This is a genomic window from Arthrobacter sp. YAF34 (assembly GCF_052113245.1).
In the GTDB taxonomy this organism is placed as follows: Bacteria; Actinomycetota; Actinomycetes; order Actinomycetales; family Micrococcaceae; genus Arthrobacter.
In genome coordinates this window covers 51,621-74,679 of the sequence record NZ_JBFRCV010000007.1, presented here as the reverse complement: position 1 = coordinate 74,679, position 23,059 = coordinate 51,621, and the positions used below count along the sequence as shown (strand labels likewise).

25 protein-coding genes are annotated in these 23,059 nt (G+C 68.1%); 12 read left to right on the top strand and 13 right to left on the bottom strand.

The features are described 5' to 3' along the window. Positions 1-6 precede the first annotated feature (6 nt). Positions 7-240 carry a hypothetical protein gene (locus AB4Y72_RS10325; protein WP_441426069.1) on the top strand — a complete coding sequence of 78 codons (234 nt, stop codon included), beginning with the start codon at positions 7-9 and terminating at the stop codon, positions 238-240. A gap of 66 nt (positions 241-306) precedes the next feature. Here AB4Y72_RS10325 and AB4Y72_RS10320 read toward each other — a convergent pair whose 3' ends face one another. After that, positions 307-1,239: an MBL fold metallo-hydrolase gene (locus AB4Y72_RS10320; protein ID WP_441426068.1), complete on the bottom strand. Its 933-nt coding sequence runs from the start codon at positions 1,237-1,239 to the stop codon at positions 307-309. Between the two features lie 9 nt (positions 1,240-1,248). Next, on the bottom strand, positions 1,249-2,937 hold the full coding sequence (locus tag AB4Y72_RS10315; RefSeq protein WP_441426067.1) for a long-chain-fatty-acid--CoA ligase: 1,689 nt from the start codon (positions 2,935-2,937) through the stop codon (positions 1,249-1,251). 328 nt (positions 2,938-3,265) lie between these two features. Here AB4Y72_RS10315 and AB4Y72_RS10310 point away from each other — a divergent pair, with 328 nt between their 5' ends. The 5 genes from AB4Y72_RS10310 to AB4Y72_RS10290 all read left to right on the top strand — a co-directional run bounded on the left by AB4Y72_RS10310 (position 3,266) and on the right by AB4Y72_RS10290 (position 9,436). Beyond that, a complete protein-coding gene (locus AB4Y72_RS10310) occupies positions 3,266-4,864 on the top strand; it encodes a PucR family transcriptional regulator (RefSeq protein WP_441426066.1) in 1,599 nt (532 codons plus the stop codon). Further along, positions 4,861-5,805, top strand: a complete 945-nt coding sequence (locus tag AB4Y72_RS10305) for a glutaminase (protein ID WP_441426065.1) — start codon at positions 4,861-4,863, stop codon at positions 5,803-5,805. Before AB4Y72_RS10310 ends, AB4Y72_RS10305 begins: the two co-directional genes overlap by 4 nt. A gap of 73 nt (positions 5,806-5,878) precedes the next feature. Beyond that, the gene (locus AB4Y72_RS10300) at positions 5,879-7,393 is read left to right on the top strand and encodes an amino acid permease (RefSeq protein ID WP_441426064.1); all 1,515 of its coding nucleotides are present in this window, start codon (positions 5,879-5,881) and stop codon (positions 7,391-7,393) included. Between the two features lie 70 nt (positions 7,394-7,463). Then, positions 7,464-7,610 (top strand): hypothetical protein, encoded by a 147-nt coding sequence (locus AB4Y72_RS10295; RefSeq protein WP_441426063.1) that lies wholly within the window; start codon positions 7,464-7,466, stop codon positions 7,608-7,610. 98 nt (positions 7,611-7,708) lie between these two features. Then, on the top strand, positions 7,709-9,436 hold the full coding sequence (locus AB4Y72_RS10290; protein WP_441426062.1) for a thiamine pyrophosphate-dependent enzyme: 1,728 nt from the start codon (positions 7,709-7,711) through the stop codon (positions 9,434-9,436). A gap of 152 nt (positions 9,437-9,588) precedes the next feature. On the opposite strand, the gene AB4Y72_RS10285 is transcribed toward AB4Y72_RS10290, so the two are convergent. Further along, entirely contained in the window at positions 9,589-10,368 is a 780-nt protein-coding gene (locus AB4Y72_RS10285; protein ID WP_441426216.1) for an SDR family NAD(P)-dependent oxidoreductase, read from the bottom strand. A 68-nt stretch (positions 10,369-10,436) separates the two neighbouring features. On the opposite strand from AB4Y72_RS10285, the gene AB4Y72_RS10280 reads away from it, so the two are divergent. Continuing rightward, positions 10,437-11,093 (top strand): TetR family transcriptional regulator, encoded by a 657-nt coding sequence (locus AB4Y72_RS10280; RefSeq protein WP_441426061.1) that lies wholly within the window; start codon positions 10,437-10,439, stop codon positions 11,091-11,093. 5 nt (positions 11,094-11,098) lie between these two features. Here the strand turns inward: AB4Y72_RS10280 and AB4Y72_RS10275 are convergent, their stop codons facing one another. After that, positions 11,099-11,638 carry a DinB family protein gene (locus tag AB4Y72_RS10275; protein WP_441426060.1) on the bottom strand — a complete coding sequence of 180 codons (540 nt, stop codon included), beginning with the start codon at positions 11,636-11,638 and terminating at the stop codon, positions 11,099-11,101. Next, positions 11,635-12,402: a DUF2306 domain-containing protein gene (locus tag AB4Y72_RS10270; RefSeq protein ID WP_441426059.1), complete on the bottom strand. Its 768-nt coding sequence runs from the start codon at positions 12,400-12,402 to the stop codon at positions 11,635-11,637. The genes AB4Y72_RS10275 and AB4Y72_RS10270 overlap by 4 nt, the downstream gene beginning before the upstream one ends. 120 nt (positions 12,403-12,522) lie before the next feature. Between AB4Y72_RS10270 and AB4Y72_RS10265 the strand changes: the two genes are divergently transcribed. Beyond that, entirely contained in the window at positions 12,523-13,251 is a 729-nt protein-coding gene (locus AB4Y72_RS10265) for a TetR/AcrR family transcriptional regulator (protein ID WP_441426058.1), read from the top strand. 31 nt (positions 13,252-13,282) lie between these two features. On the opposite strand, the gene AB4Y72_RS10260 is transcribed toward AB4Y72_RS10265, so the two are convergent. The 4 genes from AB4Y72_RS10260 to AB4Y72_RS10245 all read right to left on the bottom strand — a co-directional run bounded on the left by AB4Y72_RS10260 (position 13,283) and on the right by AB4Y72_RS10245 (position 17,205). After that, positions 13,283-14,071, bottom strand: coding sequence for an alpha/beta fold hydrolase (locus AB4Y72_RS10260; RefSeq protein WP_441426057.1), 789 nt, complete (start codon positions 14,069-14,071; stop codon positions 13,283-13,285). A gap of 106 nt (positions 14,072-14,177) precedes the next feature. Continuing rightward, on the bottom strand, positions 14,178-14,675 hold the full coding sequence (locus AB4Y72_RS10255) for an SRPBCC family protein (protein ID WP_441426056.1): 498 nt from the start codon (positions 14,673-14,675) through the stop codon (positions 14,178-14,180). A 19-nt stretch (positions 14,676-14,694) separates the two neighbouring features. Then, positions 14,695-15,096 carry an ArsR/SmtB family transcription factor gene (locus tag AB4Y72_RS10250; RefSeq protein WP_441426055.1) on the bottom strand — a complete coding sequence of 134 codons (402 nt, stop codon included), beginning with the start codon at positions 15,094-15,096 and terminating at the stop codon, positions 14,695-14,697. A gap of 120 nt (positions 15,097-15,216) precedes the next feature. Then, on the bottom strand, positions 15,217-17,205 hold the full coding sequence (locus AB4Y72_RS10245; RefSeq protein ID WP_441426054.1) for an ATP-binding protein: 1,989 nt from the start codon (positions 17,203-17,205) through the stop codon (positions 15,217-15,219). Between the two features lie 270 nt (positions 17,206-17,475). On the opposite strand from AB4Y72_RS10245, the gene AB4Y72_RS10240 reads away from it, so the two are divergent. Then, positions 17,476-18,048: an MOSC domain-containing protein gene (locus tag AB4Y72_RS10240; RefSeq protein WP_441426053.1), complete on the top strand. Its 573-nt coding sequence runs from the start codon at positions 17,476-17,478 to the stop codon at positions 18,046-18,048. A gap of 93 nt (positions 18,049-18,141) precedes the next feature. Here AB4Y72_RS10240 and AB4Y72_RS10235 read toward each other — a convergent pair whose 3' ends face one another. Further along, positions 18,142-18,825, bottom strand: coding sequence for a hypothetical protein (locus tag AB4Y72_RS10235; RefSeq protein ID WP_441426052.1), 684 nt, complete (start codon positions 18,823-18,825; stop codon positions 18,142-18,144). Positions 18,826-18,996: 171 nt separating this feature from the next. On the opposite strand from AB4Y72_RS10235, the gene AB4Y72_RS10230 reads away from it, so the two are divergent. Beyond that, positions 18,997-20,292: a cation:proton antiporter domain-containing protein gene (locus tag AB4Y72_RS10230; RefSeq protein ID WP_441426051.1), complete on the top strand. Its 1,296-nt coding sequence runs from the start codon at positions 18,997-18,999 to the stop codon at positions 20,290-20,292. 355 nt (positions 20,293-20,647) lie between these two features. After that, positions 20,648-20,851, top strand: a complete 204-nt coding sequence (locus tag AB4Y72_RS10225; RefSeq protein ID WP_441426050.1) for a hypothetical protein — start codon at positions 20,648-20,650, stop codon at positions 20,849-20,851. Between the two features lie 91 nt (positions 20,852-20,942). On the opposite strand, the gene AB4Y72_RS10220 is transcribed toward AB4Y72_RS10225, so the two are convergent. Further along, positions 20,943-21,200, bottom strand: coding sequence for a hypothetical protein (locus AB4Y72_RS10220; RefSeq protein WP_441426049.1), 258 nt, complete (start codon positions 21,198-21,200; stop codon positions 20,943-20,945). A gap of 91 nt (positions 21,201-21,291) precedes the next feature. Then, a complete protein-coding gene (locus AB4Y72_RS10215; RefSeq protein WP_441426048.1) occupies positions 21,292-22,056 on the bottom strand; it encodes a carbohydrate kinase family protein in 765 nt (254 codons plus the stop codon). A 191-nt stretch (positions 22,057-22,247) separates the two neighbouring features. Here AB4Y72_RS10215 and AB4Y72_RS10210 point away from each other — a divergent pair, with 191 nt between their 5' ends. Next, positions 22,248-22,772 carry a GNAT family N-acetyltransferase gene (locus tag AB4Y72_RS10210; RefSeq protein ID WP_441426047.1) on the top strand — a complete coding sequence of 175 codons (525 nt, stop codon included), beginning with the start codon at positions 22,248-22,250 and terminating at the stop codon, positions 22,770-22,772. On the opposite strand, the gene AB4Y72_RS10205 is transcribed toward AB4Y72_RS10210, so the two are convergent. Then, entirely contained in the window at positions 22,769-23,011 is a 243-nt protein-coding gene (locus AB4Y72_RS10205; RefSeq protein ID WP_441426046.1) for a CDGSH iron-sulfur domain-containing protein, read from the bottom strand. The genes AB4Y72_RS10210 and AB4Y72_RS10205 overlap by 4 nt on opposite strands. Positions 23,012-23,059 lie beyond the last annotated feature (48 nt).

Sequence of the window (23,059 nt, the reverse complement as noted above, 5' to 3'; positions counted from 1 at the left end):
GCAGCCGTGAACAGCCACCAGCACGATTCAGCCGGAAGCCCCCGGCCCGACAGCCAAGAGCAAACCGCGCAGGATCTCAGCAGCACCCACGTCACGCATGTCCGGGAAGACGTGGCCATGGCGGGGCGGTGCGCCAACGTCCACTTGCCCACCGGGCGCACCTGCACGTTGCCCATGCGCCATCCGGGCTCGTGCAATTTCGTCGGGCCCGAGGACGCGGAGGACGTCGCGGTGCACTAGTCCGCCTGACGCCGTCCCGCGTGGAGGCCCCGGCGCCCCGCCGTCAGGGCTAAGGCCGCCTCACCCTCACTCCCCGTCGAGGCAGAGGATGAAGCCGGGAAACACGTGCCGGCCGGGGCGCCCGCCGGCCTCGTCGATGGCGCGGCGGATCTCCCCGAGTTGGTTCGGGGTCATCTCCAGCGGCGGTTCGTCCGGCTGGTAGGTGGTGAAGATCGGGTAGTCGACGCCGGGCTCGCGCGTCATTTCGATGTGGCAGCCCAGGACGTGGGTGACGGGTCGCGTTCTGCAGAAGCCGATCAGCCGGTCAATGGTGCGGACAAAGGCGGCCCAGTCCTGGATATAGATCCGGCCGGGATAGACCGTGTCTCCGGTGAGGAGGCACCCGGTGTACGGATCGTAAAACGTTACGGCCGCGTCGTGATGCCCCGGACTGGGCCAGCACTCCAGGATGCGGCCGCCGAGATCGACATGTGCCGGCTCCACCCGCGACGGCGGGCCGCCGTCGTCAGCTGAACCGCCGTCGTCGCCTGAACCGCCGTCGCCTGCCCCGCGCGCGAATCCGAAGAAGTCCCACGCGGTATCCCGGTTGGCGTCCACCAGCACGGTGCCGTCACGGCCGACGAACTGGGCGTCGCCGGCCACATGGTCGCCGTGCGGATGGGTATGGAGGACAAGGAGTCCGTAGCCGTCCCGGGGATGCGCGGCGAGCCACGCATCCATGAGACCGTCGACAACGCGGCGCAGCGGGAAGTAGTCCGCGGACGCGGTGGCCCCGGTATCGATCAGCACGGCCCGGGCATTGCCGAACAGCAGGAACATGAACGGCGCCTCGTAGTTGACCGCCATGTTCTGGCGCAGGATGAACGTGTCCTCGTCGTAGGCGTGGACCTGGATGTCCGGGTCCGTGTTGTGCTTAGCGGATTCCGAGCCGTGGATCCAGGCCACGTCCAGATCACCGGGACGGGGAACGCCTGCGGAGAAGTCGATCTCAGCGTGCATGCGTTCTCCTTACAGCCCCGGCAGCACGAGCTCGCGGACCTGTTTCCGCAGGATCTTCCCGAGCATCGACCGGGGCATGTCGCCGATCGCCACAATCCGCTTGGGGACTTTATACCCGGCCAGGTGCTCGCGGCAGTAGGTGCGTAGCGCCTCTTCGTCGAGGGCGGCGCCCGGGGCGAGTTCGACGGCGGCGACCACCATCTCACCGCCGCGCTCCAGCGGCTTGCCGATCACGGCGGCGTCGGCGATGTCCGGGTGCAGGCGCAGCGCGGCCTCCACCTCGGTGGGCGAGACGTTGAAGCCGCCGGTGATGATGAGTTCCTTGGCCCGGTCAACGATCGTGGTGAAGCCGTCGGCGTCCACGGTGACGACGTCGCCCGTGCGCAGCCAGCCGTCGGCGGTGAGGGTCTTGGCGGTTTCCTCGGGGTTGTTCCAGTAGCCTTGGAAGACCTGCGGTCCCCTGATCAGCAGCTCCCCCGCCTGGCCCTGCGGCACCTCGACCTCCGGGTTGTCTATGTCCACCACCTTCATGAGCGTGGAGGGGAACGGCACGCCGATGGTGCCGGTGCGCCGGGTGGGGAAGAACGGGTTGCCCATGGCCACCGGCGAGGACTCGGTCATCCCGTAGCCTTCCACGAGCAGGCCGCCGGACACGGATTCCCACAGCTCCACGACGTGGCCGGGCAGGTTCATGGCGCCCGAGATGCAGTATTTGCAGGACCGCAGCGAGACGCCTTTTTCCTTTGCGGCCATCGCGGTGCGCTCATAGATCGGCGGGACGGCGCAGTAGACGGTGGCGGGCGACTTCTTCATGGCCGCCAGGATCAGGTCCGGGTCAAACTTCGGGAAGAGCACCAGCAGTCCCTGCTTGCGGATGCCGTACGTGAGGTAGAGCGTCATGCCGAACGCGTGGAACATCGGCAGGATCGCGTAGAACACCTCTTTGCGGTACTCCGCGCCGTGCATCCAGGCCTCGCCCTGCAGTGCGTTGGAGTACAGGTTGAAATGGGTCAGCATGGCGCCCTTGGGCCGTCCGGTGGTGCCCGAGGTGTACTGGATCGCCGCGAGGTCGCCCACGGACGGCCGCGGGTGAGCGGGGTCGATCCGCCCGTGGCTGAGCAGGTCCTGCCACGGCGTGGTGCCCGGCGCCGGGTCGGTGAGCGAGGCACGGGTTTCGCGCAGCTTCTTCACCGGCAGGTGCAGCGCGAGGCGTTTGAGGGCCGGGAACGCCGCCAGCAGGTTGACGGAGACGACGTGGTCGATCTCGACGTCGGCCGGGAAGTCCCGGACTGCCGCCGCGGCCTTGTCCCAGGCGATCACAATCCGTGCCTGGTGGTCCTCGAACTGGTGGCGCAGTTCCCCGGAGGTGTACAGCGGGTTGTGTTCGACGACGACGGCGCCCAGGCGCAGCGCCGCGTAGAACGCGACGACGTGCTGCGGGCAGTTGGGCAGGATCAGGGCCACCCGGTCGCCGGCGCGGACACCGAGCCGGCGCAGCCCCTCGGCCGCCCGGTCCACCTGGTCGCCGAGTTCGTTGTAACTGGTGCGCCGGCCGAAGAACTCCATCGCGGGTGCGCTCCCGGCCTCGGCCACGGACCGCTCCAGCATGTCCACGAGCGACTCCGTGGGCAGTTCGATCTCCGCCGGGACGCCCGGCTGGTAGTTCTTCACCCAGGGCTGCACGTCAGTATTCTCCATGGCCCCATCATTTCTTGAAGTTCCTGCCGGGGCGAATCCGAGTGCGGTTCCCAGCCGTGACCGACGGCGGGTGCCGGGCGGCTGCGAAGGGCCAAACCCCATCGATTGCTCCGTAGCCGCCCTTTTGAGGAGTCATAACGGCAGTTCTGGAGCAATCGATGGAGTTGCAAGGGCACGCGCAACAGCCGGGCGCCCTTCCCTTGGTCTACAGACCTAATACGAGTCACGTAACTTAGGAAATTTTCCATATTTTCGGACATAGCCGCTCGATAGCATGAGGTGTCCGGACAGAGCCGTCCGGAAGGGTGCCAATGTCAGAAGGAAGCCCATGGCCGCAGCTACAGTGGACGACATCCTCGCGGATCTCCCGTTGGGCTCCGCGACCCTGATGCTTCGGCCCGCCCGCACGGATGCGGCGATCGAGCGCTTCCTGATCGTGGACGCCGACGACGAAAGTTCCGACGGCGGGGCCGCGTTTGTCCTGTTGGTCGGCGTTCGCGGACGCTCCGCGTTGCCGGCAGTTCGGCGCCTGCTGAAGAACCCTCCGCTGGTCCTGGCCGTCAAGGGAAGCCCGGAGGAACTGGCGGAAGCCGAAGAACTGCTGCGCGCCGCCGGAACCGGCCTGCTGCTGGTGGACCCGGCCGCGGACTGGGACCGCCTCCTGTCCATCGCCAAGGACCGGATCCAGCCGCCCACTTACCAGCGCGAAGTGCTGACCCTGCTTGAAGAGGACCTCTTCGCCATCGCCCAGACCACTGCCCGGCTGACCTCCAGCCACGTCGTGATCGAGGACGCCGCCAACAAGGTCCTGGCATATTCCACCGTCACCAACGCCATTGACGAGCTCCGCAAGGCCTCCATCCTGGCCCGGCGCGGCCCGCGCAAATACGAACTCCTGCTCAAAGACCTTGGCGCCTACCGCGAGCTGCACCGGACCCGCCTCCCGGTCCGGGTACCCGCCCGGCCCCAGGACGGCCTGCGGGAACGCGTCGCCATCACCTTGTTCGCCGGCAACCGCATCATGGGCTACATCTGGCTCCAGGAAACCGGCGCCGGCTTCGGCGACGACGTTGATTACGTGCTCACCGGCTCTGCCGCGCGTGCCTCCGCCGAGCTCATCCGGTACCGCAACCAGCAGTCCGTGCACATGCGCGAGGACCGCATCGCGCGCCTCCTGTCGGGTCCGGCGGAGGCTGCGGCAAGCGCGCACAGTGAAAAGATCCCGGCGGACCGTCCCTCGGCCCTGATCCTGCTTGGTCTCTCAGCGTCTGAAGCCCAGGAGGACGACGCGGCGCTTAAGCACGGGGAGCTGGCCAACCTCGCGTCGATCCACGCGGCCGCCTACAAATCGTCAGCCATCGTGGGACAGTTTCACGGCGACACCGCCGTCGTCATTCCCGGTCTCCAGTCCGCCAGCGCCGACGCCGGGCTGCGGAGTCTGGCCGATGCAATCGTCAAGGACGCCGCCAAGCACCTCGGCATCAGCCCCTTTGCCGCCGTCGGACCCGTCGTCCCCGATCTGCTTTCGATTCATTCCGCGATCGGAATAGCCGAAGCCCTGCTGGGCTGCATGCGACGGTCCGGCAAAGTTCCGGTAGCCACCGTGGACGACTTCGAGGCGGAAATCCTCTTCCACGACGCCGTCAAAAACTTCACGACGGCGGCCTTCCGGCACCGCAGCCTCTGGGCCCTCCTCCGCGGCGATGCGGAACTGGCCGAAACCCTGCGTGCATTCTTCGACGCCTCCCTGGACGTGGCCGAGTGCGCCAAGCGGATGCAGCTGCATAAGAACACCGTCTACTACCGGATCAACAAAGTCAGCCGGGTCACCGGGCTGAACTTCGGCAATCCCCGCGATTCATTGGTCGCCCTGCTTCATGTTCAGGAGTGGGCCGGCACACAGAAGGAGCACCTGGGCAAGAAATGATGACAGCACTTGATTCGCCGCCGCTTGGCCCGGTCCTGGAAGACCTTGTCCGTAGCCACCGGCCCCGGAGGGAAGCGGGGTCGGTTCCCGCCAATATTCCCCACCTGCAGTCCCCGCCATTTGACCGGTTCGGCATCGCGGTTGCCACGACGTCCGGAGAAGTCTTCAGTTCCGGCGACGCCGATCTTCCGTTCTCGATCCAGAGCATTTCCAAGGTCTTCACCCTGGCGATGGCGCTCAGCGCCGACGACTCCGGCTCGTTGTGGTCCAGGGTTCTTCGCGAGCCGTCAGGGACGTCCTTCAACTCCCTGGTCCAGCTTGAAGTCGAGCACGGGATCCCGCGGAACCCCTTCATCAATTCGGGTGCACTGGTGGTCACCGACCACCTGATGGAAAGATCGCCCGACGCCGCCGCTCAGGTCCTGCGCTTCCTCGCCGACCAGGTGGGTCACCAGAATGGAAGACAGGGTCCGTTCATCGACGAGGCGGCCGCAAGGAGTGAGCTTTCCAGCAGCAGCCGCAACCTGGCCCTCGCCCACTTCCTGAAGGAATTCGGCAACCTGCGGCAGCCCGCACAGGCCGTGGTGGAGAACTACGTCAGGCAGTGCTCAATCATGATGACCTGCGTGGAGGTGGCCAAGGCGGGCCTGTTCCTCGCGCAGGACGGCCGCGGGGCGCAAGGCGCGGTGGTCTCCCGGAGCGAGGCCAAGCGCATCGGCTCCATCATGCTGACCTGCGGCATGTATGACGCCGCCGGCGAGTTCGCCTACCGCGTGGGACTTCCGGGAAAGAGCGGTGTGGGCGGCGGCATTCTGGCGATCGTCCCCGGCGAGTGCGCCATCTGCGTCTGGAGCCCGCGGCTGGATTCCAAAGGAAATTCCCTGGCAGGCTCGGCGGCTCTCGCCGACCTGTCCGACCGGACCGGGTGGTCGATCTTCTGATCTGACGCCTCACTGTCCCCACAATCTCTCTCCAAACCCCATTTAGATCTCCAACAGATCGAAAGGAACACCCATGCCCAAAAACCCCAATGACGAGGTTGGCTTTTACGAGGCCGATGGTGGCCACGCCCATGCTTCGGATGCCCTGATCCATGCGGAGGACTCTGGCTACCACAAGAGCTTGAAGCCACGGCAGATCCAGATGATCGCAATCGGCGGGGCCATCGGAACCGGCCTGTTCCTGGGCGCCGGCGGCCGGCTCAGCGCTGCCGGCCCGTCACTGGTCATCGCCTACGCCGTCTGCGGCTTCTTCGCGTTCCTGATCCTGCGCGCCCTGGGCGAACTGGTCCTGCACCGGCCCTCTTCAGGATCGTTCGTGTCCTACGCCCGCGAATTCTACGGAGAGAAGGCCGCGTTCATTTCCGGCTGGTTCTATTGGATCAACTGGGCCACCACCACGATTGTGGACATCACCGCCGCGGCCCTCTACATGAACTTCTTCGGCAAATACGTCCCCTGGATGGGGACCGTTCCACAGTGGGCGTGGGCGCTGATCGCCCTCATCGTGGTCCTCTGCCTGAACCTTGCCTCCGTCAAGGTCTTCGGCGAACTCGAGTTCTGGTTCGCCCTGATCAAGGTCGCCGCCCTCGTCGCGTTCCTGCTGATCGGCAGCTACTTCGTCATGTTCGGCACCCCCGTGGAAGGCCAGGAAGTCGGCTTCAGCCTCATCACCGACAACGGCGGCATCTTCCCCAACGGCCTGCTGCCCATGATCATCCTCATGCAGGGCGTGCTGTTCGCCTACGCCTCGATCGAACTGATCGGCACGGCCGCGGGCGAAACCGAAAGCCCTGAAAAGATCATGCCCAAGGCCATCAACTCCGTGGTCTTCCGCATCGCCGTGTTCTACGTCGGCTCGGTCATCCTGCTCGCCCTGCTGCTGCCCTACACCTCCTACCAAAAAGGCGTCAGCCCGTTCGTGACGTTCTTCGGATCCATCGGCATCCAGGGCGTGGACGTCATCATGAACCTCGTGGTCCTCACGGCCGCCCTGTCGTCGCTGAACGCCGGCCTGTACTCCACCGGCCGCATCCTGCGCTCCATGTCAGTGGCCGGGTCGACCCCGAAGTTCGCCCAGCGGATGAACAAAGCCGGCGTCCCTTACGGCGGCATCGCCATCACCGCAGGCGTCTCCCTCCTCGGTGTCCCGCTGAACTACCTGGTCCCCGGCCAGGCCTTCGAGATCGTCCTGAACGTCGCCTCGGTAGGCATCGTCGTCACCTGGGCCACCATCGTGCTCTGCCAGATCCAGCTCAAACGGTGGGCAGACAAGGGCTGGCTCGAACGTCCCTCGTTCCGGATGTTCGGCGCCCCCTACACCGGATACCTCTCCCTCGTCTTCCTGCTCGGCGTGCTCGTCATGGTCTTCATCGATTCCCCGCTCACCCTGCTGGTGACCCTGGTGGCCTGCGCGCTGATGGTCGGCGGCTGGTACGCCTGCCGGAAACAGATCCACGACATCGCCGAAACCCGCGACGGCTTCACGGGCGCCGCGCCCGTGCTGGCCAACCGGACTCCGATCCACTAATCGAACCTGGCCAATCGACCATTCGACCGCTGACCGGTCCCACGATCCGACCTACAACCTGAAAGCCTCCATGAAGCCACGAAACCCGCTGAATCCCGGCCGCACCAGCGCCCTGCAGGAGCGCCACCCGCCAGCCGTGCGCACCAGCAACCCGCCGGCGTCGAAGGACAGCTGCGAGGACGGCTGCTTCTTCTGCACCGGACCGGAAACCGACTAGGCGCCACCATCCGTTCCGCTGGATTCAGCGGACATGCCTTGCCCGCCAAACCAACCCAAGAAGACAACCAAGTGATGAAAACGGAGTCTGCATCCACCATGACCGCAACCGACACGTACCCAGTCGACGGCGACACCCTCCCACCCCTCCAGACGGTCCCGGCGGCTATCCCGGACAGCTTCAACGGCAGCGGGACCCTGAAGTCCGCCGGCCACGTGATCGTCGATTCCCTCGTGGCGCACGGGGTTGAACGCACCTTCGTTGTGCCGGGGGAAAGTTTCCTGGACGTCCTCGACGGGCTGCACGGCTCGGACATCGAGACCGTGGTCTGCCGGCACGAGGGCGGCGCCGCCTATATGGCCGAGGCCGACGGCAAGATGAACCAGCGCCCCGGCGTCGCCATGGTCACCCGCGGCCCCGGGGCGGCGAACGCCCACGTCGGCCTGCACACCGCGTGGCAGGATTCCACCCCGATGCTGCTCTTTGTCGGTCTCATTCCGTTCGCGCACCGGGACCGCGAGGCGTTTCAGGAGTTCGACATCAAGGCGTGGTTCGACACCGGCGCCAAACGCGTGATGGTCCTGGACCATCCCGAGCGGGCCTCCGAGATTGTCGCCGAGGCCATGTTCGCGGCCATGAGCGGCCGCCCCGGCCCCGTGGTGGTCGGCCTGCCGGAGGACATCATCCGCGCGCAGATCGATCCGGCCCTGCACCCGGCCATCCCGGTGGCCGCGGGCGGCATGAGCAGCACGGATGCCGGCGCCCTTGCCGACGCCCTGGCACAGGCCAAGAGGCCGCTCTTTGTCACCGGCGGGAACGACTGGACCCAGGACGCCGCCACTGAGCTCACCGAATGGCTCGAAAAGCACCACATCCCGGCCGCGGCGGAATGGCGCACCCAGGGAACCGTCTCCTTCGACTCCCCCAGCTACGTGGGACCGATCGGCTACGGCCGGCCCCGCCCCACCTACGATCTCCTGGAGGAAACCGACCTGCTCGTGTTCGTCGGGACGGTCCCGGGCGACGTGATCACGGACGGCTTCGTCTGCAGGCAGGACTGGAACAAGAAGAACTTCCTGGTCACCATCGATCCCTCGCTGCGCGGCCGCTCCGGCCCCGTCTCCCGCCAGATCCTGGCCAAGCCGGAGGCCTTCGTCCGGGATCTGGTGAGCATCGACCTCCCGGTTAAGGAGGAGTGGAAGGCGTGGACGGCCCGGATGCGTGCCGAGCAGCAGTCCTTCGCCAGCCTGCCGCCGTCGACTCCGGACGAGGGGGCCGCCAAAATGGACACCCTCATGGCCAACCTCGTGCCGCTGCTGCCCGAGGACGCCATGGTCACGTTCGGGGCCGGCGAGCACACCAACTGGGCGCACCGGTACTTCCCCACCCGGCGCTACGCCTCCATGATCAGCGCCCGGAACGGCTCCATGGGGTACTCGATTCCATCGGCCATCGCCGCGTCGCTGGCCAGCCCGGAGCGGCGGGTGGTCACCATCGCCGGCGACGGGGAATTCCTGATGAACGGCCAGGAGCTCGCCACGGCCGCCCAGTACGGAGCCACGCCGCTCATCATCGTGATGGACAACCAGGAGTACGGCACCATCCGCACCCACCAGGAACGCCACTACCCGTCCCGGGTATCGGGCACGCAGCTGAAGAATCCCGACTTCGGCATGATGGCCCGGGCCTTCGGCGGTTTCGGCGTCACGGTCACCGAGGACCAGGACATCCCGGCCGCCATCGAGTCCGCGCTGGCCGCCATCGACCGCGACGGCGTGTTCGCCCTGGTCCACCTCGTCGTCGAACAGCGGGTCAAGGCCTACTAGATTGCGGTCCGGCCAGTAAGCAGACGGACGACGACGGCGGGAGCCTCCCGCCGTCGTCGTGTCCTCCTGGTTGCGCTATCAGGTCTGGTTGTCATTCGGCGCCGATGGCCGCGATACCTGAAAGTGCAACGGGTGGTGGGGTGGACGGACCCTTAGACCGCCGACCAGCCGCCGTCGGAGGCGAGGACGGCGCCGTTGATGTTGGTGCCGTCGTCGCTGAGCAGGAAGGTGATCGAGGCCGCGAGCTGTGCCGCGGTGGCCGGCGCGGGGATGTTCGCGCCCATGAGCGGCTGGAGCCGCGCGGCCCCGAGCTCGGACCCCCAGGGCGCCTCGATGTTCGTGATGGTGGCGCCCGGGGCCACGGCGTTGAACCGCAGGCCCTTGGGCCCGTACATGACGGCCGAGTTCTTGGTCAGTCCGATGACGGCGTGCTTGGAGGCCGTGTACGTGGCACCGGCGGCGGACCCGCGGAGTCCGGCCTCGGAGGAAACATTGACGACGGAGCCGACGCCCGCCTCGAGCATGAGCGGCACGACGGCGCGCGTCAGCCGCATGAGGGCCGTGACGTTGATCCGGAAGACCCGCTCCCACGTTTCGTCGTCCACCTCGTGGATCGGCGTGAAGTTGTCCATGATTCCCGCGACGTTCGCCAGCGCATCCACGCGTCCGCCGGCCGCGGCCAGGACGGCGGCGACGGTTTCCTCGGTTGAGATGTCGCCGGGCACGGGAACCAAGTCCAGGCCGGCGTTCTCCTGCACCAGGGCGTCCAGGCGGTCCTTACTGATGTCGGCCGCGATCACCCGGCCGCCCTCCCTGGCGACGCGGAGGGCCGTGGCCAGCCCGATGCCTGATCCCGCGCCCGTAACGACGACCGTCTTGCCCGCAAAGCGGCCCGCGGTGACGGTTTCCTGCCATGAAGCTTCGTTGCCCATGATGTCCTTCCCAGACGTTGACGACACTGACAGCCCCACCTTATGACACCCTGTGTCATTATGTAAGGGTGACTACCGGCCAGCTTTCCGAGGACCCCCAGCCCGCCGTCGAGCGCCCCACCGGGCGGCCCGCGACGATCGACCCCGACGCCGTAGCCCGCGTCGCTTTGCGCCTGTTCGCCGAGCGGGGCTACGAGCGGACCTCCATGGAGGACATTGCGGGCGCGGCCGGGATCGGACGCAAGAGCCTGTACCGCTACTTCGCCAGCAAGGCCGACCTCGTCTGGGGCGGGATCGGGCCGGTCGCCGAGGCTGCGGGCCGAGCACTGGACGCGGCGACGGACACGCCGGGTGACGCCAGCGCGGCGACGGACGGGCTCCGGGCCGGGCTGGGTGCCGGACAGATCCGGGCCGGGCTGAGCGCGGCGGCCGCGGCCGGGGCGGCGGCCCTCCCGGACCTCGCCCTCACGCGCGGACGCCTGCGCCTGATCGCCGAACATCCAGAGCTGGCCAGCCGGAGCTACGCCGCACTGTCACCCCAACGTGAGCGCGGACGCCGGCACCTGGTCGCGCTTGGCATCCCCGAGGACAGGGCCGGCTACCTCTGCGCGGCGTATCTCGCGGCAACGTTCGAGGCCTGGATGCAGTGGGCCGCCGGCACTGCATCCGATCCCGTGCCGTACCTGCTGGCCGCCATGACCGTGCTGCAGATCCCGGACGACTAAGGCGCCTACTCCCCCGTCTGCCCGTCCACGGCCTCGCGAAGGAGGTCGGCGTGACCGTTGTGCCGGGCATACTCCTCGATCATGTGGCACAGGATCCAGCGCAGACTCGGCGCCGAACCGTCCGGCCACGGGCGACGGGCCAATTGATCCAGGCCGCCGCCGGCCAAAGCTTCCGCCACCCGGGCCCGGGACCGGTCCACGGCATCCTGCCACAGCGCGTGCAGCTGGTCCGGGGTGTCCTCGGCAGCGGACTCCCACTCCCAGTCGGGATTGGCCTTCCAATCCACGGCGTCGAAGGGGGCCTCCCGGTCCCGCGCGTGCAGGGAGTGGGAAAACCACGCGCCCTCAACGTAGGCCATGTGCTTCAGCAACCCGCCCAGCGTCATCGACGAGGCGGCGGTCCTCGCCCGCAGGCCCGCGGCGTCCAATCCGGCACACTTCCAGGCCAGCGTGGCCCGCTGGAAGTCCAAGAAGCCCAGGAGGGTCGCGGTTTCATCGGCTGCCAGGGGAGGCTCCGGGCGTCCCTGATCGTCCACAATTGTCATGCGCGAGAGTCTAGCGGGCCGCTTTCCGGCGTTCGCACCGCCGTCGTCCGCTTCACCGGCTCGAGGCCCGCCGCGGCAGTGGGCCCGGAAGCCCGCGGCGTCCGCTTGGCCCGTTGCGCGCGGCGGCGGATGACGTACTCGGCTATCGCAACGTTGATCACCCAGGCCGATCCCAGGAGCGCCGCCCGGGTCGGTTCGTCGGGCGGGCCCACGAGCAGCATCCACGGCAGGCCCGTCAGCGCCTGCGTTCCCGCGGCGACGCCGATCGCGTAGCCGCGCGTCATCCACGCGCCGTGCCGCACGAAGTCCCGGCGCGCAATCGCGGCGATTCCCAGGACGATGCTCGCCGCCATGGCCGAGCCGAAGACGAGCCGCAGGACGAAAAGGGCCCGGCCATCACCGGGCGGCAGCGGATAGAAGAGGGTCATCCACAAACCGGACAGCGCGGCCAGCAGGCCAGCCGGCGCCAGGACGCGGCCGGCGACGCGGTGCCAGCCGCGGCGGCCGCGCAGCGAGGGCAGGAACTGGAACGCCCCGAGCAGGCTGTAGGTGGTGACGCTGACAATGTGCGTCACCACGGGCACGGGCGAGGCGAAGAACCGGGCATTCTGCGGCGTGACGGCGGCGCCGCCGGTCAGCTCCGTCAGCCGCGCCGCCCCCGCGATCACCGGAATGAGGCTGAGCAGGATCAATCCGGCGGCCACGGGCCACTGCGGACGACGGCGGACGCGGGACACGGGGGCGCTGCTGACTTGAGTGGTCACGGCGTGCTCCTTGAGTGGAGTGGCTCACGGCTTGGGGTGTACGGCGTACACCTGATGCGGATAACGCTAGGTGTACGCCGTACACTTGTCAATAGAGGACCGTTAGGGAAAGGTGGCCGGATGACCCAGCAAGCGGAGCGCACGCGCCGGATTCCGTTGAGCCGGGACCGCGTGCTGACGGCCGCCGTCGCTCTGACCGATGATGTGGGGATCGAGGCACTGAGCATGCGCCGGCTGGCCCAGGAGCTCGGCGTCGTGCCGATGGCGCTCTACAAGCACGTTGCCAACAAGGAGGAACTCCTCGACGGCATGGTGGACGCGCTGGTCAGCGAGATCGATCCTCCCGTCAGCGGTGCCGGCTGGCAGAATGCCGTGCGACTAAGGGTGCTCTCGGCCCGGGCGGCGCTCCTGCGCCACCCGTGGGCCCGGCAGGTCCTGGAATCGCGCACCAACAAGACGCCGGCGGTTCTTGGCTACATGGATTCCTTCATCGGCATGTTTCTGGCCGGAGGCTTCTCCGTCGACCTGACCCATCACGTCATGCACGCCCTGGGCAGCCGCATGTGGGGGTTCACCCAGGAGCTGTTCGACGACGCGGGCGGGGCGGCGCAGGGGCCGGTCGATCTTCCGCCCGAGGCCCAGGCTGCCATGTTCCGCGAGATGGCCGAGCGGTATCCGAACATCCTGAAGGTCGCCACCGCCTCTGCGCACGAGGACTCCGTGGTGGGGCAGGGCTGCGACGACCAGTTCGAGTTCGAGTTCGCGCTGGATCTGCTCCTGGCGGGCTTTGAACGTCTGCACAAGCAGCGCTGGACCTCCATGCCGAAGAAGACCTCCAAGCCCGAATAGGCCCTGACGCCGGCAAGGCCCGGACCGCCGCCTATTCCTCGAGGAACCGCAGCAGATACGGGATCGCGGTCCGCATGGCCCTCAGGTCGCCGCCGCTCACAGACAGTTCGCCGAGGTAATCGCCGTGGCCGCCCGGCACGATCATCAGGCGCGCCCCGGGAATGACGCGGGACATCCGCACGGCGTGTTCGGGACTCATGACGTCGCGGTCAGCGGCCAGGACCAGGGTGCGGGCCGTGATGCGGCGCAGGTCATCGTCCGGCCAACCGGGGAAGGTCAGCATCCGCTGGCGGTCCAGCTCGAACATCCGCTCGAGGTGCCCGGGCTCCGGATTGAGCCGGCGGTCCGCGTCCTTCAGCGCCTCCGGCATCTCGCCGAGGGTGGCCGCTGCCATTCCGTCCCAAAACTCGCCGCCGACGGCGTCCCGGCTGGCGAACGTGGAGGCGGCAATCAGGCACCGCACGGAGGCCGGATACCGCATGGCCAGCGCCAGCGCGGTGTGGCCGCCGGCGCTGAAGCCAAGCACGTCCACGGTGTCCACGTTGAGCGCATCCATCACGGCCTTGACGTCGTCGGCCGAGTTTTCGGCGGTGAGCGGACGGCCGGTCGCCTGTGTCCGCCCGTGGCCTTCCTCATCGACGGCGATCACCTGCAGGCTCTCGGCCAGCAGCGCCGGAATGAGGCCGGCGAAGTTGGTCTCGATGCTCGAGCCTCCGCCGGGAATCAGCAGCAGCGGGGGCTCGCCGGCCCGCGGGTGGCCGTGGACCTCGTAGTACATGCGGACGTCGCCGTTGGCCGCGTAACCATGGGTGAAAGTCACACGGCATCCTAACCCCGCGCGCACCGGGCTGAACAGGGCATTGCGGACGAGACGGCACAGCGGACGACGGCGGGAGGTTTCCGCCGTCGTCCGCTCGCGGTGCAGTTTAGGCGTTGACGGATTCGGCGAGGATCGCGTCGACCTGGCCCAGCGCCTGGTTCATGCCCTCTTCCATGCCCATGGCGACAATCTGCTCCATCTGCTCCTCCGCGTCGAAGGTGGACATGACGGTCATCCGGGTGCGGTCGCCGATTGGCTCGAGCGTCACAACGCCGTGAATGGTGCCCATGTCGGCCACGGGGTCGCCGTTGTCGTCGGCGAACCCGTCGTCGAACTCGAGGCGGTGCGGGGCGTCGATCGTGACGAACCGCCACCAGCCGCGGGCTTTCTCCCCCTCGGGTCCGGTCATGAAGTAGCTGGCCTCGCCGCCGGGGACAAAGTCGTGCTTCTCGAAGGTGGCGGGCCAGGTGGGCGGACCCCACCAGCGTTCGAGCTGGCGCGGGTCTTCCCAGATCTGCCAGACCCGGTCCACGCCGGCGTCGAACTCGGCCACCACGGTGAGGCTCAGCGCCTCAAGATTATTCACTGAACTGATAACGGTCATGACAAACCTTTCCTATCCTTCAGTTTTCCTGGTTTCTGCCTTGCTGGTTTGTTTGGGCGTTGCTTGAATCCGCGGCGGCTGTCTCGGCGAGCAGGTTTGCGATCCGCTCGGTCCGCTGCCGCCAGATGACCTCGTACTCGTCGAGCAGCCGGCGGGCCTTTTGCAGCCCGTCGTGGTTGGCCCGCACGATCTGCTCCCTTCCCCGCTTCTCCTTGGAGACAAGGGAAGCGCGTTCCAGCACGGCCACATGCTTCTGGACGGCCGCGAAACTCATGGCGTAGAGGGCAGCGAGTCCGGAAACCGAATACTCCCCCACGGTCACCCGGCGCACGATGTCCCGGCGCGTCGCATCGGCGAACGCCTGGAACAGGCGGTCAAGGTCATCGTCGCTGAGCGGTTTCCTGAGCTGATCTACAACCATTTGGTTGTAGAATAGACCGGGGTTTCGGAGGTGTCAATGGGTGGCGGAGGGACCGGTGTGCCGGCCGGGATCGCGCCGCGGCGCGAGTCCGCTCCGGCCGCGCCCCTTCGACGACCCCAATTAGCCCAGGAACGTGCGGTGGATGTCGCTCCCGTAGCGGCGGATGATGTCCCGTTTGGCGGCGTGGAAGGCCTCGAGGTTGCCCGCATGGCTGTGTTGCGCCACGCGGCGCGTGGCCAGCTCGTCGGAGATGACGTCCAGGAAGAGCTCGGCGAGCAACAGCCGGGCGGAATCCCGGAAGCGGCCGCGGCCGTCGACATACAGCTGGACCGTCGGGGCACCGGTGTTGATGATGACCTTGCGCTCCGCGGCACTGTAGACGGCACGGTCCGCACTGTTGTGCAGATTGCGGAACTCGTAGCCGATGAAGAGGTCGACGCCGTGATCCCGGCTCGGCCGGTGGACCTCGCGGTGCGCCGCTGCTGGCCGTGCCGTGGCATTGGTGGCGATGGCATGGTGCGGCGGCTGGTCGGCGCTGCGGTGGGAGGCGTGCTCGGCGATGACGATTTCACAGAGCGCCCAGTAGTCCCCGGCCCGGACGGTGATCTCGCCGCGGTCGCCGTCCCGGTCCCCCGTCATGGTCCATTCGATCCGCCGGGTTTCTCCGAGCGCGCTGACCGGGACAGGGACAGGGACGGGGTCGATGCGCAGGGAACCAGGCAGCCCGAACTCAAAAGTGAGCGTCCCGCCGTCGGGCAGCTGGGCCGGATCCAGCAGCAGCGCGACATGGAACGGGTGCCCCGGCGGCCGGTAATAGAAGGGCGTGGTGAAGCGCAGGGCCGCGGGCGGCCCCCCGGCCGACGGCGAGCCGTCTCCCGTCCAGAGCGCCGCCGTCTCCAGCCCCAGATCGACGACGGCTGCCTCGCTCATGTGGTGCAGCAGGTGCTCAATCATCTCGGCAGTGCGCCCGGAGGTGGTGGCACGTTCCAGGTGGGTGAGTTTTTCCTTCTCCGCCTGCACGGCGTCGGCGATCATCCTGCTGACGGCCCGGGAGAAAGCGGCGACGAAGGGATCCTTGGGGTTCAGGCCCTCCCGCTCGTCGCTGATGATCGCTTTGCCCCGGCCCAGCATTTCGGTCAGCGCCGGGCACCGCACGGTGCCGAAGAGGTATTCCGTGCCCACCTGGTTCTCGAACTCGAACAGCTGGCAGTCGAGCACGGCCATGCCGGACTCAACCACCAGGCCGGCGGTGCGTTCGTCTCCCTTCAGCGTCAGCTCCACGTCTTGGGCCCGCTTGAGCGTGAGCGTGAACGGAAACTCCTCACCGTCGAGGCTGACGCTGCCCGGCCGGTCCGGGCCGAGGAGCACGGTGGCCGGCGGCTCCCGGAACCGGATGGTCTCGCTGGTGTGGTCCTCGGCTCCGGGGCGCCCGTGCACCAGTGCCACATCCCGGCGGTCAAGCACGTCCCGCAGGTAGATGTTGTCCGAGAGCGACTGCAGCAAGGTGGCGTGCTGGGTGATGGTGACGTGGGGATTGTCGACGACGATCGTCACCCGGGTGCCGTTCCCGGCGAGTGCGCCCGGAGTGTCGGGAGTGTCCGGAGTGTCCGTAGTGTCGCCCCAGGTGATCCCCAGCCGGGTGTAGTCTGCGGGGAAGGCACGGCGGTCCGCGCCGTCGTCGTCGTAGAGGTATCTGCCGTTCTCGCCGCGGAAGACGTCGATGCGGGTGAACCGGCCGTCTTGGATGGTCTCGATCCAGCCGTGGCCCAGGCCGAAGATGGCCTGCTTGAGCCCGCGGCCGAAGTACCCGCGGCCGGTGCCCTCGCCGCGGGAGAGCGGACTGTGCGCACCGCCGTAGCTGAGGATGCGGCCGGCCTCCTCGAAGGACATGCCCTGCGCCTGGTCGCTGACCATCAGCACGGCCCCGGCGTGGTGCCGCTCGTAGCCGACGCGGATCCGGCCGGTCACGGAAGCGCCGGACTTTTCCAGCCGGGCGTAGCTGTCGTCGCTGTTGGTGATCAGCTCCACCAACGCCTTCTCCACCGAGGCGAAACGCCGGGAGTCGATGCCGATCACCCGCTGGTCCACCTGGATTTCGGCAACCGTCATGCTGTTTACCTCGCTCACAACTGAAGCTGTTGCTGCGCTCTGCCCCTTGAGCCGCACCGCCCTAACCAGCCGGCACCGGACAGGGCCGATACGTGGAGCGTAGCAGTCTGGGCTTCTTGTGGCACGAGCCTGCGAAATCTTGTGCATGGCTCGGACAACACGGCATCGGCTGCTCCAGTACCGCCGTTATAGGGGGATCAAAGGGCCGTTAGGGACCAGCCGATGGCCTCGGAACCTGCCTGGGCCCTGCGCTGGAGGTAGTTTTAGGGCATGACGGCAAGCTACAGATACGACGTCGAGGTCCTCCATCTCCTCGTCTCGCCGGCGCACGCCTACTTCGGCCGGGCCCGCGATGGTGCGGCCACAGTCCACACCGCGGACGCGGACCGGGTCGACGTGGTGGCCGGCAAGGGCATCGTGGGCGACCGGTTCTTCGGCAAGGCCGCGCACATGGACGCCGCTGTCACCCTCCTCGCGGTCGAAGCCCTCGAAGCGATGGCCGCAGAGCTGGGAGCAGGGCCCTTTGACCCGCTCCTGACCCGGCGCAATGTGGTCCTTCGGGGCGCCCACCTGGCTCCCCTGCTGGGTCACGATTTCGCGCTCGAATCGCGCGGGGAAACGGTTCACTTCAAGGCGGGACGGCCCGCCCATCCCTGCGCGTGGATGGACCGGATGCTCGCTCCGGGGGCGCACGCAGCCATGCGCGGGCGGGGCGGCGTGCGCTGCCAGCCGCTCTCGAACGGCATTCTGAGCCGCGGGCCGGCCGTGCTGGTCAGCCCGGTGGAGCTCGATCCTGAAAAGGCCGGCCTCGCCTCCGTCCTGCGGCCGACGCGTCTGCCGTAGCAGTCACCCCGGCGCCAACGGGGACGACGGCGGCGGGAGCCTCCCGCCGTCGTCGCCCTCGGCGCCCGGAGGCCTAGAGGTGGGGCCGCGGCGCTACGGCAGGGCTGCGCCGACGGGCGCGGCGGCCCCAGGCAGGGCCCGGTCCAGCCGGTTGATGCGCCGGTAGGCGACGCGCGCGAAGCGCACGCCGTTGGAGGCGATACTGACCACGCCGAAGAAGGCGAAGCCAAACACCGGGTCACCCGTCTCGGCGATCCTCAGCACGGCGATCCCGGCCAGGAAGTAGATGCTGCCTTCCAAGGTGTTCACGCCCAGGGACAGCAGGCTCAGGCCGCGGGTCGACGCGCTCGCCAAGCCCTCGTACGCCGCCGGAATGGCGTAGAACAGCGTGGATATGCCCAACATGAGGCCAAGGGCGTCCTGCAGGGGCATGAAGTACAGGTCTCCGGCCGTGGCGAGCGCCAGAACCGCCGCCGAGCCGGCCGCGGCCAGGAGGATTTCGCGCCTCTTCCGGGCCCCGGTCCTGGCCACTTCCCGGCACAGGAACGCGTGGATCGCGATCCACAGGGTGTTGGCGGCCAGCACCCACCAGCTCTGGACGATCGCGGCGAGGGCCAGCCAGCCCAGCCCGGTCCCGGCGAGCACGCCCAGGCTCATGCCGCTGACGCCGTCGCTGGTGCCGGTGCGCTGCACCCGCCGGAGCGCGGGGATTGACCGGACGAGCTCGACGGCGATCAGGACCAGCCCGGCGAGCGCGGCGGACGTTTCGGCGGACAACTGACTCCTTCAGATCGCTGTGGCTATTGCGCAATTGAAGCCACCATAGCCGAGCCGGGAGCGGCACCGAGCGGGCGTTGCCCCCGGACCGGCCCTATGGACTTTGGACGGGGGACTTTGGACAGGGGACCTGACATGGCCGCCGCGCCTAAAATTGAGCATGGATCCGCTATGGAGCTGACGGTCCTGGTCCTCATCACTGCCGCCCTGTTCGGGTGGGCGCTGGTTTCGGCGCGGCTGCAGCAGGCGGACCTGACCGCCCCGATGGTGTTCATTGCTCTCGGCGCGGCCCTGACCTGGTCCGGCCTGGTCGATGGCTCCGCGCCCCCGGAGGCTGTCACTCCGGTGGTCGAAATCACCCTGGTGTTGGTGCTGTTCTCCGACGCCGCCCGCCTGCCGCTGCAGCAGTTGCGCCAGGACGTCGGCCGCTATGTGCGGCTCCTGGGACTTGGCCTGCCCCTGACGATCGTGTTCGGGTGGGCGCTGGCCGCCTGGTTCTTCCCCCACTTCGGGCTATGGCTGGCCCTCCTCGTCGGCGCGGCGCTGGCCCCCACCGACGCCGCACTGGGGGTCCCGGTGGTGACGAATCCGGTGGTGCCTTCGCGGATCCGGCAGCTGATCACGGTCGAGAGCGGCCTCAACGACGGCATCGCCACCCCGGTGGTCATGGTCGCGATCGCCGGCGCGGCCGCCGCAGCGGGCTTGGAGAGCGCCGAGGCCCCGGGCAGCGCGGCCGTCGAGCTGCTCATCGGCGCCGGCGTCGGCGTAGCGATCGGCGCCGCGGGCGGGTGGCTGCTGCAGCTGGCGGGCCGGCGCGGGACCGTTGCCGAGGACTTTGCCGGCATCGGGGTCCTTGCCCTGAGCCTGCTCGCCTACACCTCCGCTGTCGCCGTGGGCGGCAACGGATTCGTCGCGGCGTTCTGCGGCGGGCTGGCCTTCGGCACGTGCGCCGGGCACCGGGCCCCGGCCGCACTGGCCTTCGTCGAGCAAGTGGGCGGCCTGGCTTCCCTGCTCGTGTGGCTGGCCTTTGGAGCCATCGCCGTTCCGACCATGCTGGCGCACTTCGTCCCCCTGAGCATCGTGTACGCGGTGCTCAGCCTCACGGTGGTGCGCATGCTGCCGGTGGCGCTGGCCTCGATTGGTGCCGGTCTCGACCGGAACACCATCCTGTTCGTGGGCTGGTTCGGTCCGCGCGGCCTGGCTTCGCTCGTGTTCGCGCTGCTGGCGCTGGAAGCCGTCGGACCGATCTCCGACGAGGCGGTGGGCGTCATCACGGCCACCGTGCTGCTCAGCGTCGTGGCCCATGGCGTCAGCGCCGCCCCTTTGGCCGCCCGCTACGGACGCGCCGCGGCCGCAGCCGGACCGGAGCCCGGCGGCCCGGTGACGGTCACCCGGGCTCCCACCCGGGGCCTGAGCCGCAGGCACACGCCCCGCGCAAGGGTCCGGCCGGGGCGGGCCCGCCACTAGTCCGCACCGCGCCCGGCCCCGACGCCGGCGCCGCACCTCCCCCGCTGCACCCCTGTGATGAGTCTCACGCGCAATCTTCGCCATCTGGCTTGAGCCTCCGCCGCCGCGCTGTGCACTATGGAAAGGCAAGGCAGGGAAGCGACTTCCCGGGCCGACGCAGCCCCGGCCACCCCGACGCACAGCGTGCGCGGCGGACCGGCGGCAAAGATTTACCCATCCTGGTGGACGCAATGAGGCCAAACCGGTGAGCTCGCAGAGCTGCCCCGAGGTCTCAGGCGTTCCTGGTTTGGCCCACGGCGGCTCCGCATCGGTGCGGCAGCCGGACCTCCGGAATCATGAATGGAAGCACTGAACAATGACGTTTGAAACTGCCCACTCCGTTACCCACAAGCTCTGGGACCGCTCCACCATGCACCACGAACTGGACGCGCTGATCCTCGACCTCTCCGAGCGCCACAACATCGCCAAGAGCAACATCGCGGTCCACGCCAGCGGACCCGGCACCTTCACGCTCAGCCTGAACCACAGCGCAGCAAACCTCGAGGCAGTTTCCGCCTAACAGCACCTCACGACGCAACAGAACGACGACGGCGGGAGCCAGCTCCCGCCGTCGTCGTCGTGTCAGTCCCCCGGATGCCACTGCGGCCCGGTCAGCGGAGTGCCAGGTCCGCGCGCATTTCGGTCTTGACCCGGTACATGTCCTGGTCGGCGGCGAAGAGCAGGGTCCTGGCCAGTTCCTTGTGCCCTGCCGCATCGGCATCCGCCGGGACGGCCGTCTCCGCCCGGCCCACGGACAGGCCCAGCCGGAGCTCGTTCCCGGCGACGGTGACGGTGCCGGCCAGGCGGTTCCGGACACGCCCGGCCACCGTCTCCAGCTCCGCCGGGTCTTCCAGCCGGCGAATCAGCACCGGTGCGCGCTGGCGAGCTCCCGCTCGTACCGGCGCCCTACGGAAGCCTCGGCCGGCCCAGTGTCCGCATCGACCCGGGGGTGCTGCGGAGTCAACGGCCCAGGACGGGGTGCAGATGCTCACTCTCAATGGCGATACGGGCCTGAGCGGCCGCCCCCTTGAGCGCGTCAGGAATCGACGCACCCTGCAAGATCGGACCGAGAAAGCCAGCCATGAACGCGTCCCCGGCGCCGTTCGTGTCCACTACATGGGCGGGAACAGCAACAATCTCATGCTGCGTCCCGTCCGCTTCCAGCGCTATCGCACCTTCCGCCCCGAGTGTGCACACCGCCAGGCGAGGGCCCCGCGCGAGGCAGGCGCTCATAAGCTCCCACGGGTCGTCTGTCCGGTCGCCGTTCATGAAGACGGTGTCGGCCGCCCGAAGGAATGGCTCATGGAACGCGGACGATCCGTCGTAGTCATGCAGGTCCACCCATAACGGTGTTTGCCGGACCTCGTCGCGTTCGAGCAGTGCCAAGCCAAGTTCGCTCAGGTCGATCACGGCGAGATCCGCCGCAGCCACTCTTGCCGCGACAGCGTCAAGTTCATCCTGCGGCGGCGGGGATGGCACCGAAATGTAAAGGGATACCCGGCCTCCGCCGTCGGCCATGAGGTTGACGTGGCGTTCCGTGCGGTCAGACGCAATCGCTTCGATTGTGACGCCGGCCTGGGCGAGGGCGCCGCGTACCAGGTCGCCGGCGTCGTCGGCGCCTAAAGGCGTGCACAAGCGCACGTCTATGCCGATATCCGCCAGGTGCAAAGCCTTGCCCGCTGAGGTGCCCCCGACCGTATGCCAGGAGCGCCGGGCGAATTGCATGTGCGGGACTGGTTCCGGGAGATGGTCAAGGAGGATGAGGTGATTCCACGAAGCGGGGCCACAGACGGCGACCATCGGAGAGACAGACATTTCCTCAGCCTATCCGGCCGTCGTCTCGCTCCCCCAGGCTGTTTCCAGCCGTCTTGTTTGTACCCTAGGACCTGACGCCAAGGTGAGGGGCGAATCGACAAATGCGAATCGGTGAACGCCGTCCTGTCCGGGCTGCCAGGCCCGAGTTGATCGCGCCGACAGGACGTCTGCGTGCGGCCTGGCTGGAGGCGCACGGCGAGTGGGGCCCGGGCGTCCATGAGGATGGTTTCGGGCTGCTGGAAACTGACGACGTCGAATCGCCGGCCGGGTTTGAGGCGTGGATGGTGCGGCTCGCCAGCGAGGCGGGCTGCTGCACTTACCGCTGGATCGTCGACGGCGGCCAGGTCCTGGGCGGGATCGCGTTGAGGCACGAGTCTCACAAGGGGGTGGCGCGGGCCGGCCATATTGGCTTCGGCATCAGGCCCTCCGCCCGTCGCCGCGGATTGGCTGCGTGGGCGTTGGGCCGGATGCTCGCCGAAGCGAAGGCGCTGGGAATGGACCGGGTACTGGTCGTGTGCGAGGTCGGGAACATCGCCTCTGCGAAGACGATCGAAAGCCAATGCGGCGTGCCGGCCAAGCCAAATGTCGCCGATGAGTCCGCCTGGCGGTACTGGATACGGCTCTAACGCGTCCGGTCAGTGGGCGCCGGGACTTCAGTTCGGAACCCGATCAATTTGTGGGTGCCGTCGCAGTAGGGCTTGATCGCGGAGGCGCCGCAGCGGCAGAGCGCGACGGTTTTGCGCTGCCGCGGCACGGCTTCCCCGGACGGGGTGACGATGTCGAAGTCGCCGCGGACCAGGATCGGCCCGTCCGGGCAGACCACGATGGAGCCGTTCTGGGTGGATTCCTGCGGATTCTGGTTCATGGGTGCTCCCTGGCTGGGGTTCGTGTGCCGGCGGGCTGGGGCAGGCGG

Excerpts from the sequence above, each read along its gene's own strand:
- AB4Y72_RS10295 (WP_441426063.1), top strand. The coding sequence starts at position 7,464 with ATGAAGCCACGAAACCCGCTGAATCCCGGCCGCACCAGCGCCCTGCAG.
- AB4Y72_RS10225 (WP_441426050.1), top strand. The coding sequence starts at position 20,648 with ATGACGTTTGAAACTGCCCACTCCGTTACCCACAAGCTCTGGGACCGC.
- AB4Y72_RS10290 (WP_441426062.1), top strand. The coding sequence starts at position 7,709 with ATGACCGCAACCGACACGTACCCAGTCGACGGCGACACCCTCCCACCC.
- AB4Y72_RS10230 (WP_441426051.1), top strand. The coding sequence starts at position 18,997 with ATGGAGCTGACGGTCCTGGTCCTCATCACTGCCGCCCTGTTCGGGTGG.
- AB4Y72_RS10210 (WP_441426047.1), top strand. The coding sequence starts at position 22,248 with ATGCGAATCGGTGAACGCCGTCCTGTCCGGGCTGCCAGGCCCGAGTTG.
- AB4Y72_RS10315 (WP_441426067.1), bottom strand. The coding sequence starts at position 2,937 with ATGGAGAATACTGACGTGCAGCCCTGGGTGAAGAACTACCAGCCGGGC.
- AB4Y72_RS10285 (WP_441426216.1), bottom strand. The coding sequence starts at position 10,368 with ATGGGCAACGAAGCTTCATGGCAGGAAACCGTCACCGCGGGCCGCTTT.
- AB4Y72_RS10205 (WP_441426046.1), bottom strand. The coding sequence starts at position 23,011 with ATGAACCAGAATCCGCAGGAATCCACCCAGAACGGCTCCATCGTGGTC.
- AB4Y72_RS10250 (WP_441426055.1), bottom strand. The coding sequence starts at position 15,096 with ATGGTTGTAGATCAGCTCAGGAAACCGCTCAGCGACGATGACCTTGAC.
- AB4Y72_RS10245 (WP_441426054.1), bottom strand. The coding sequence starts at position 17,205 with ATGACGGTTGCCGAAATCCAGGTGGACCAGCGGGTGATCGGCATCGAC.
- AB4Y72_RS10300 (WP_441426064.1), top strand. The coding sequence starts at position 5,879 with ATGCCCAAAAACCCCAATGACGAGGTTGGCTTTTACGAGGCCGATGGT.
- AB4Y72_RS10275 (WP_441426060.1), bottom strand. The coding sequence starts at position 11,638 with ATGACAATTGTGGACGATCAGGGACGCCCGGAGCCTCCCCTGGCAGCC.
- AB4Y72_RS10265 (WP_441426058.1), top strand. The coding sequence starts at position 12,523 with ATGACCCAGCAAGCGGAGCGCACGCGCCGGATTCCGTTGAGCCGGGAC.
- AB4Y72_RS10310 (WP_441426066.1), top strand. The coding sequence starts at position 3,266 with ATGGCCGCAGCTACAGTGGACGACATCCTCGCGGATCTCCCGTTGGGC.
- AB4Y72_RS10255 (WP_441426056.1), bottom strand. The coding sequence starts at position 14,675 with ATGACCGTTATCAGTTCAGTGAATAATCTTGAGGCGCTGAGCCTCACC.
- AB4Y72_RS10320 (WP_441426068.1), bottom strand. The coding sequence starts at position 1,239 with ATGCACGCTGAGATCGACTTCTCCGCAGGCGTTCCCCGTCCCGGTGAT.
- AB4Y72_RS10215 (WP_441426048.1), bottom strand. The coding sequence starts at position 22,056 with ATGCAATTCGCCCGGCGCTCCTGGCATACGGTCGGGGGCACCTCAGCG.
- AB4Y72_RS10240 (WP_441426053.1), top strand. The coding sequence starts at position 17,476 with ATGACGGCAAGCTACAGATACGACGTCGAGGTCCTCCATCTCCTCGTC.
- AB4Y72_RS10305 (WP_441426065.1), top strand. The coding sequence starts at position 4,861 with ATGATGACAGCACTTGATTCGCCGCCGCTTGGCCCGGTCCTGGAAGAC.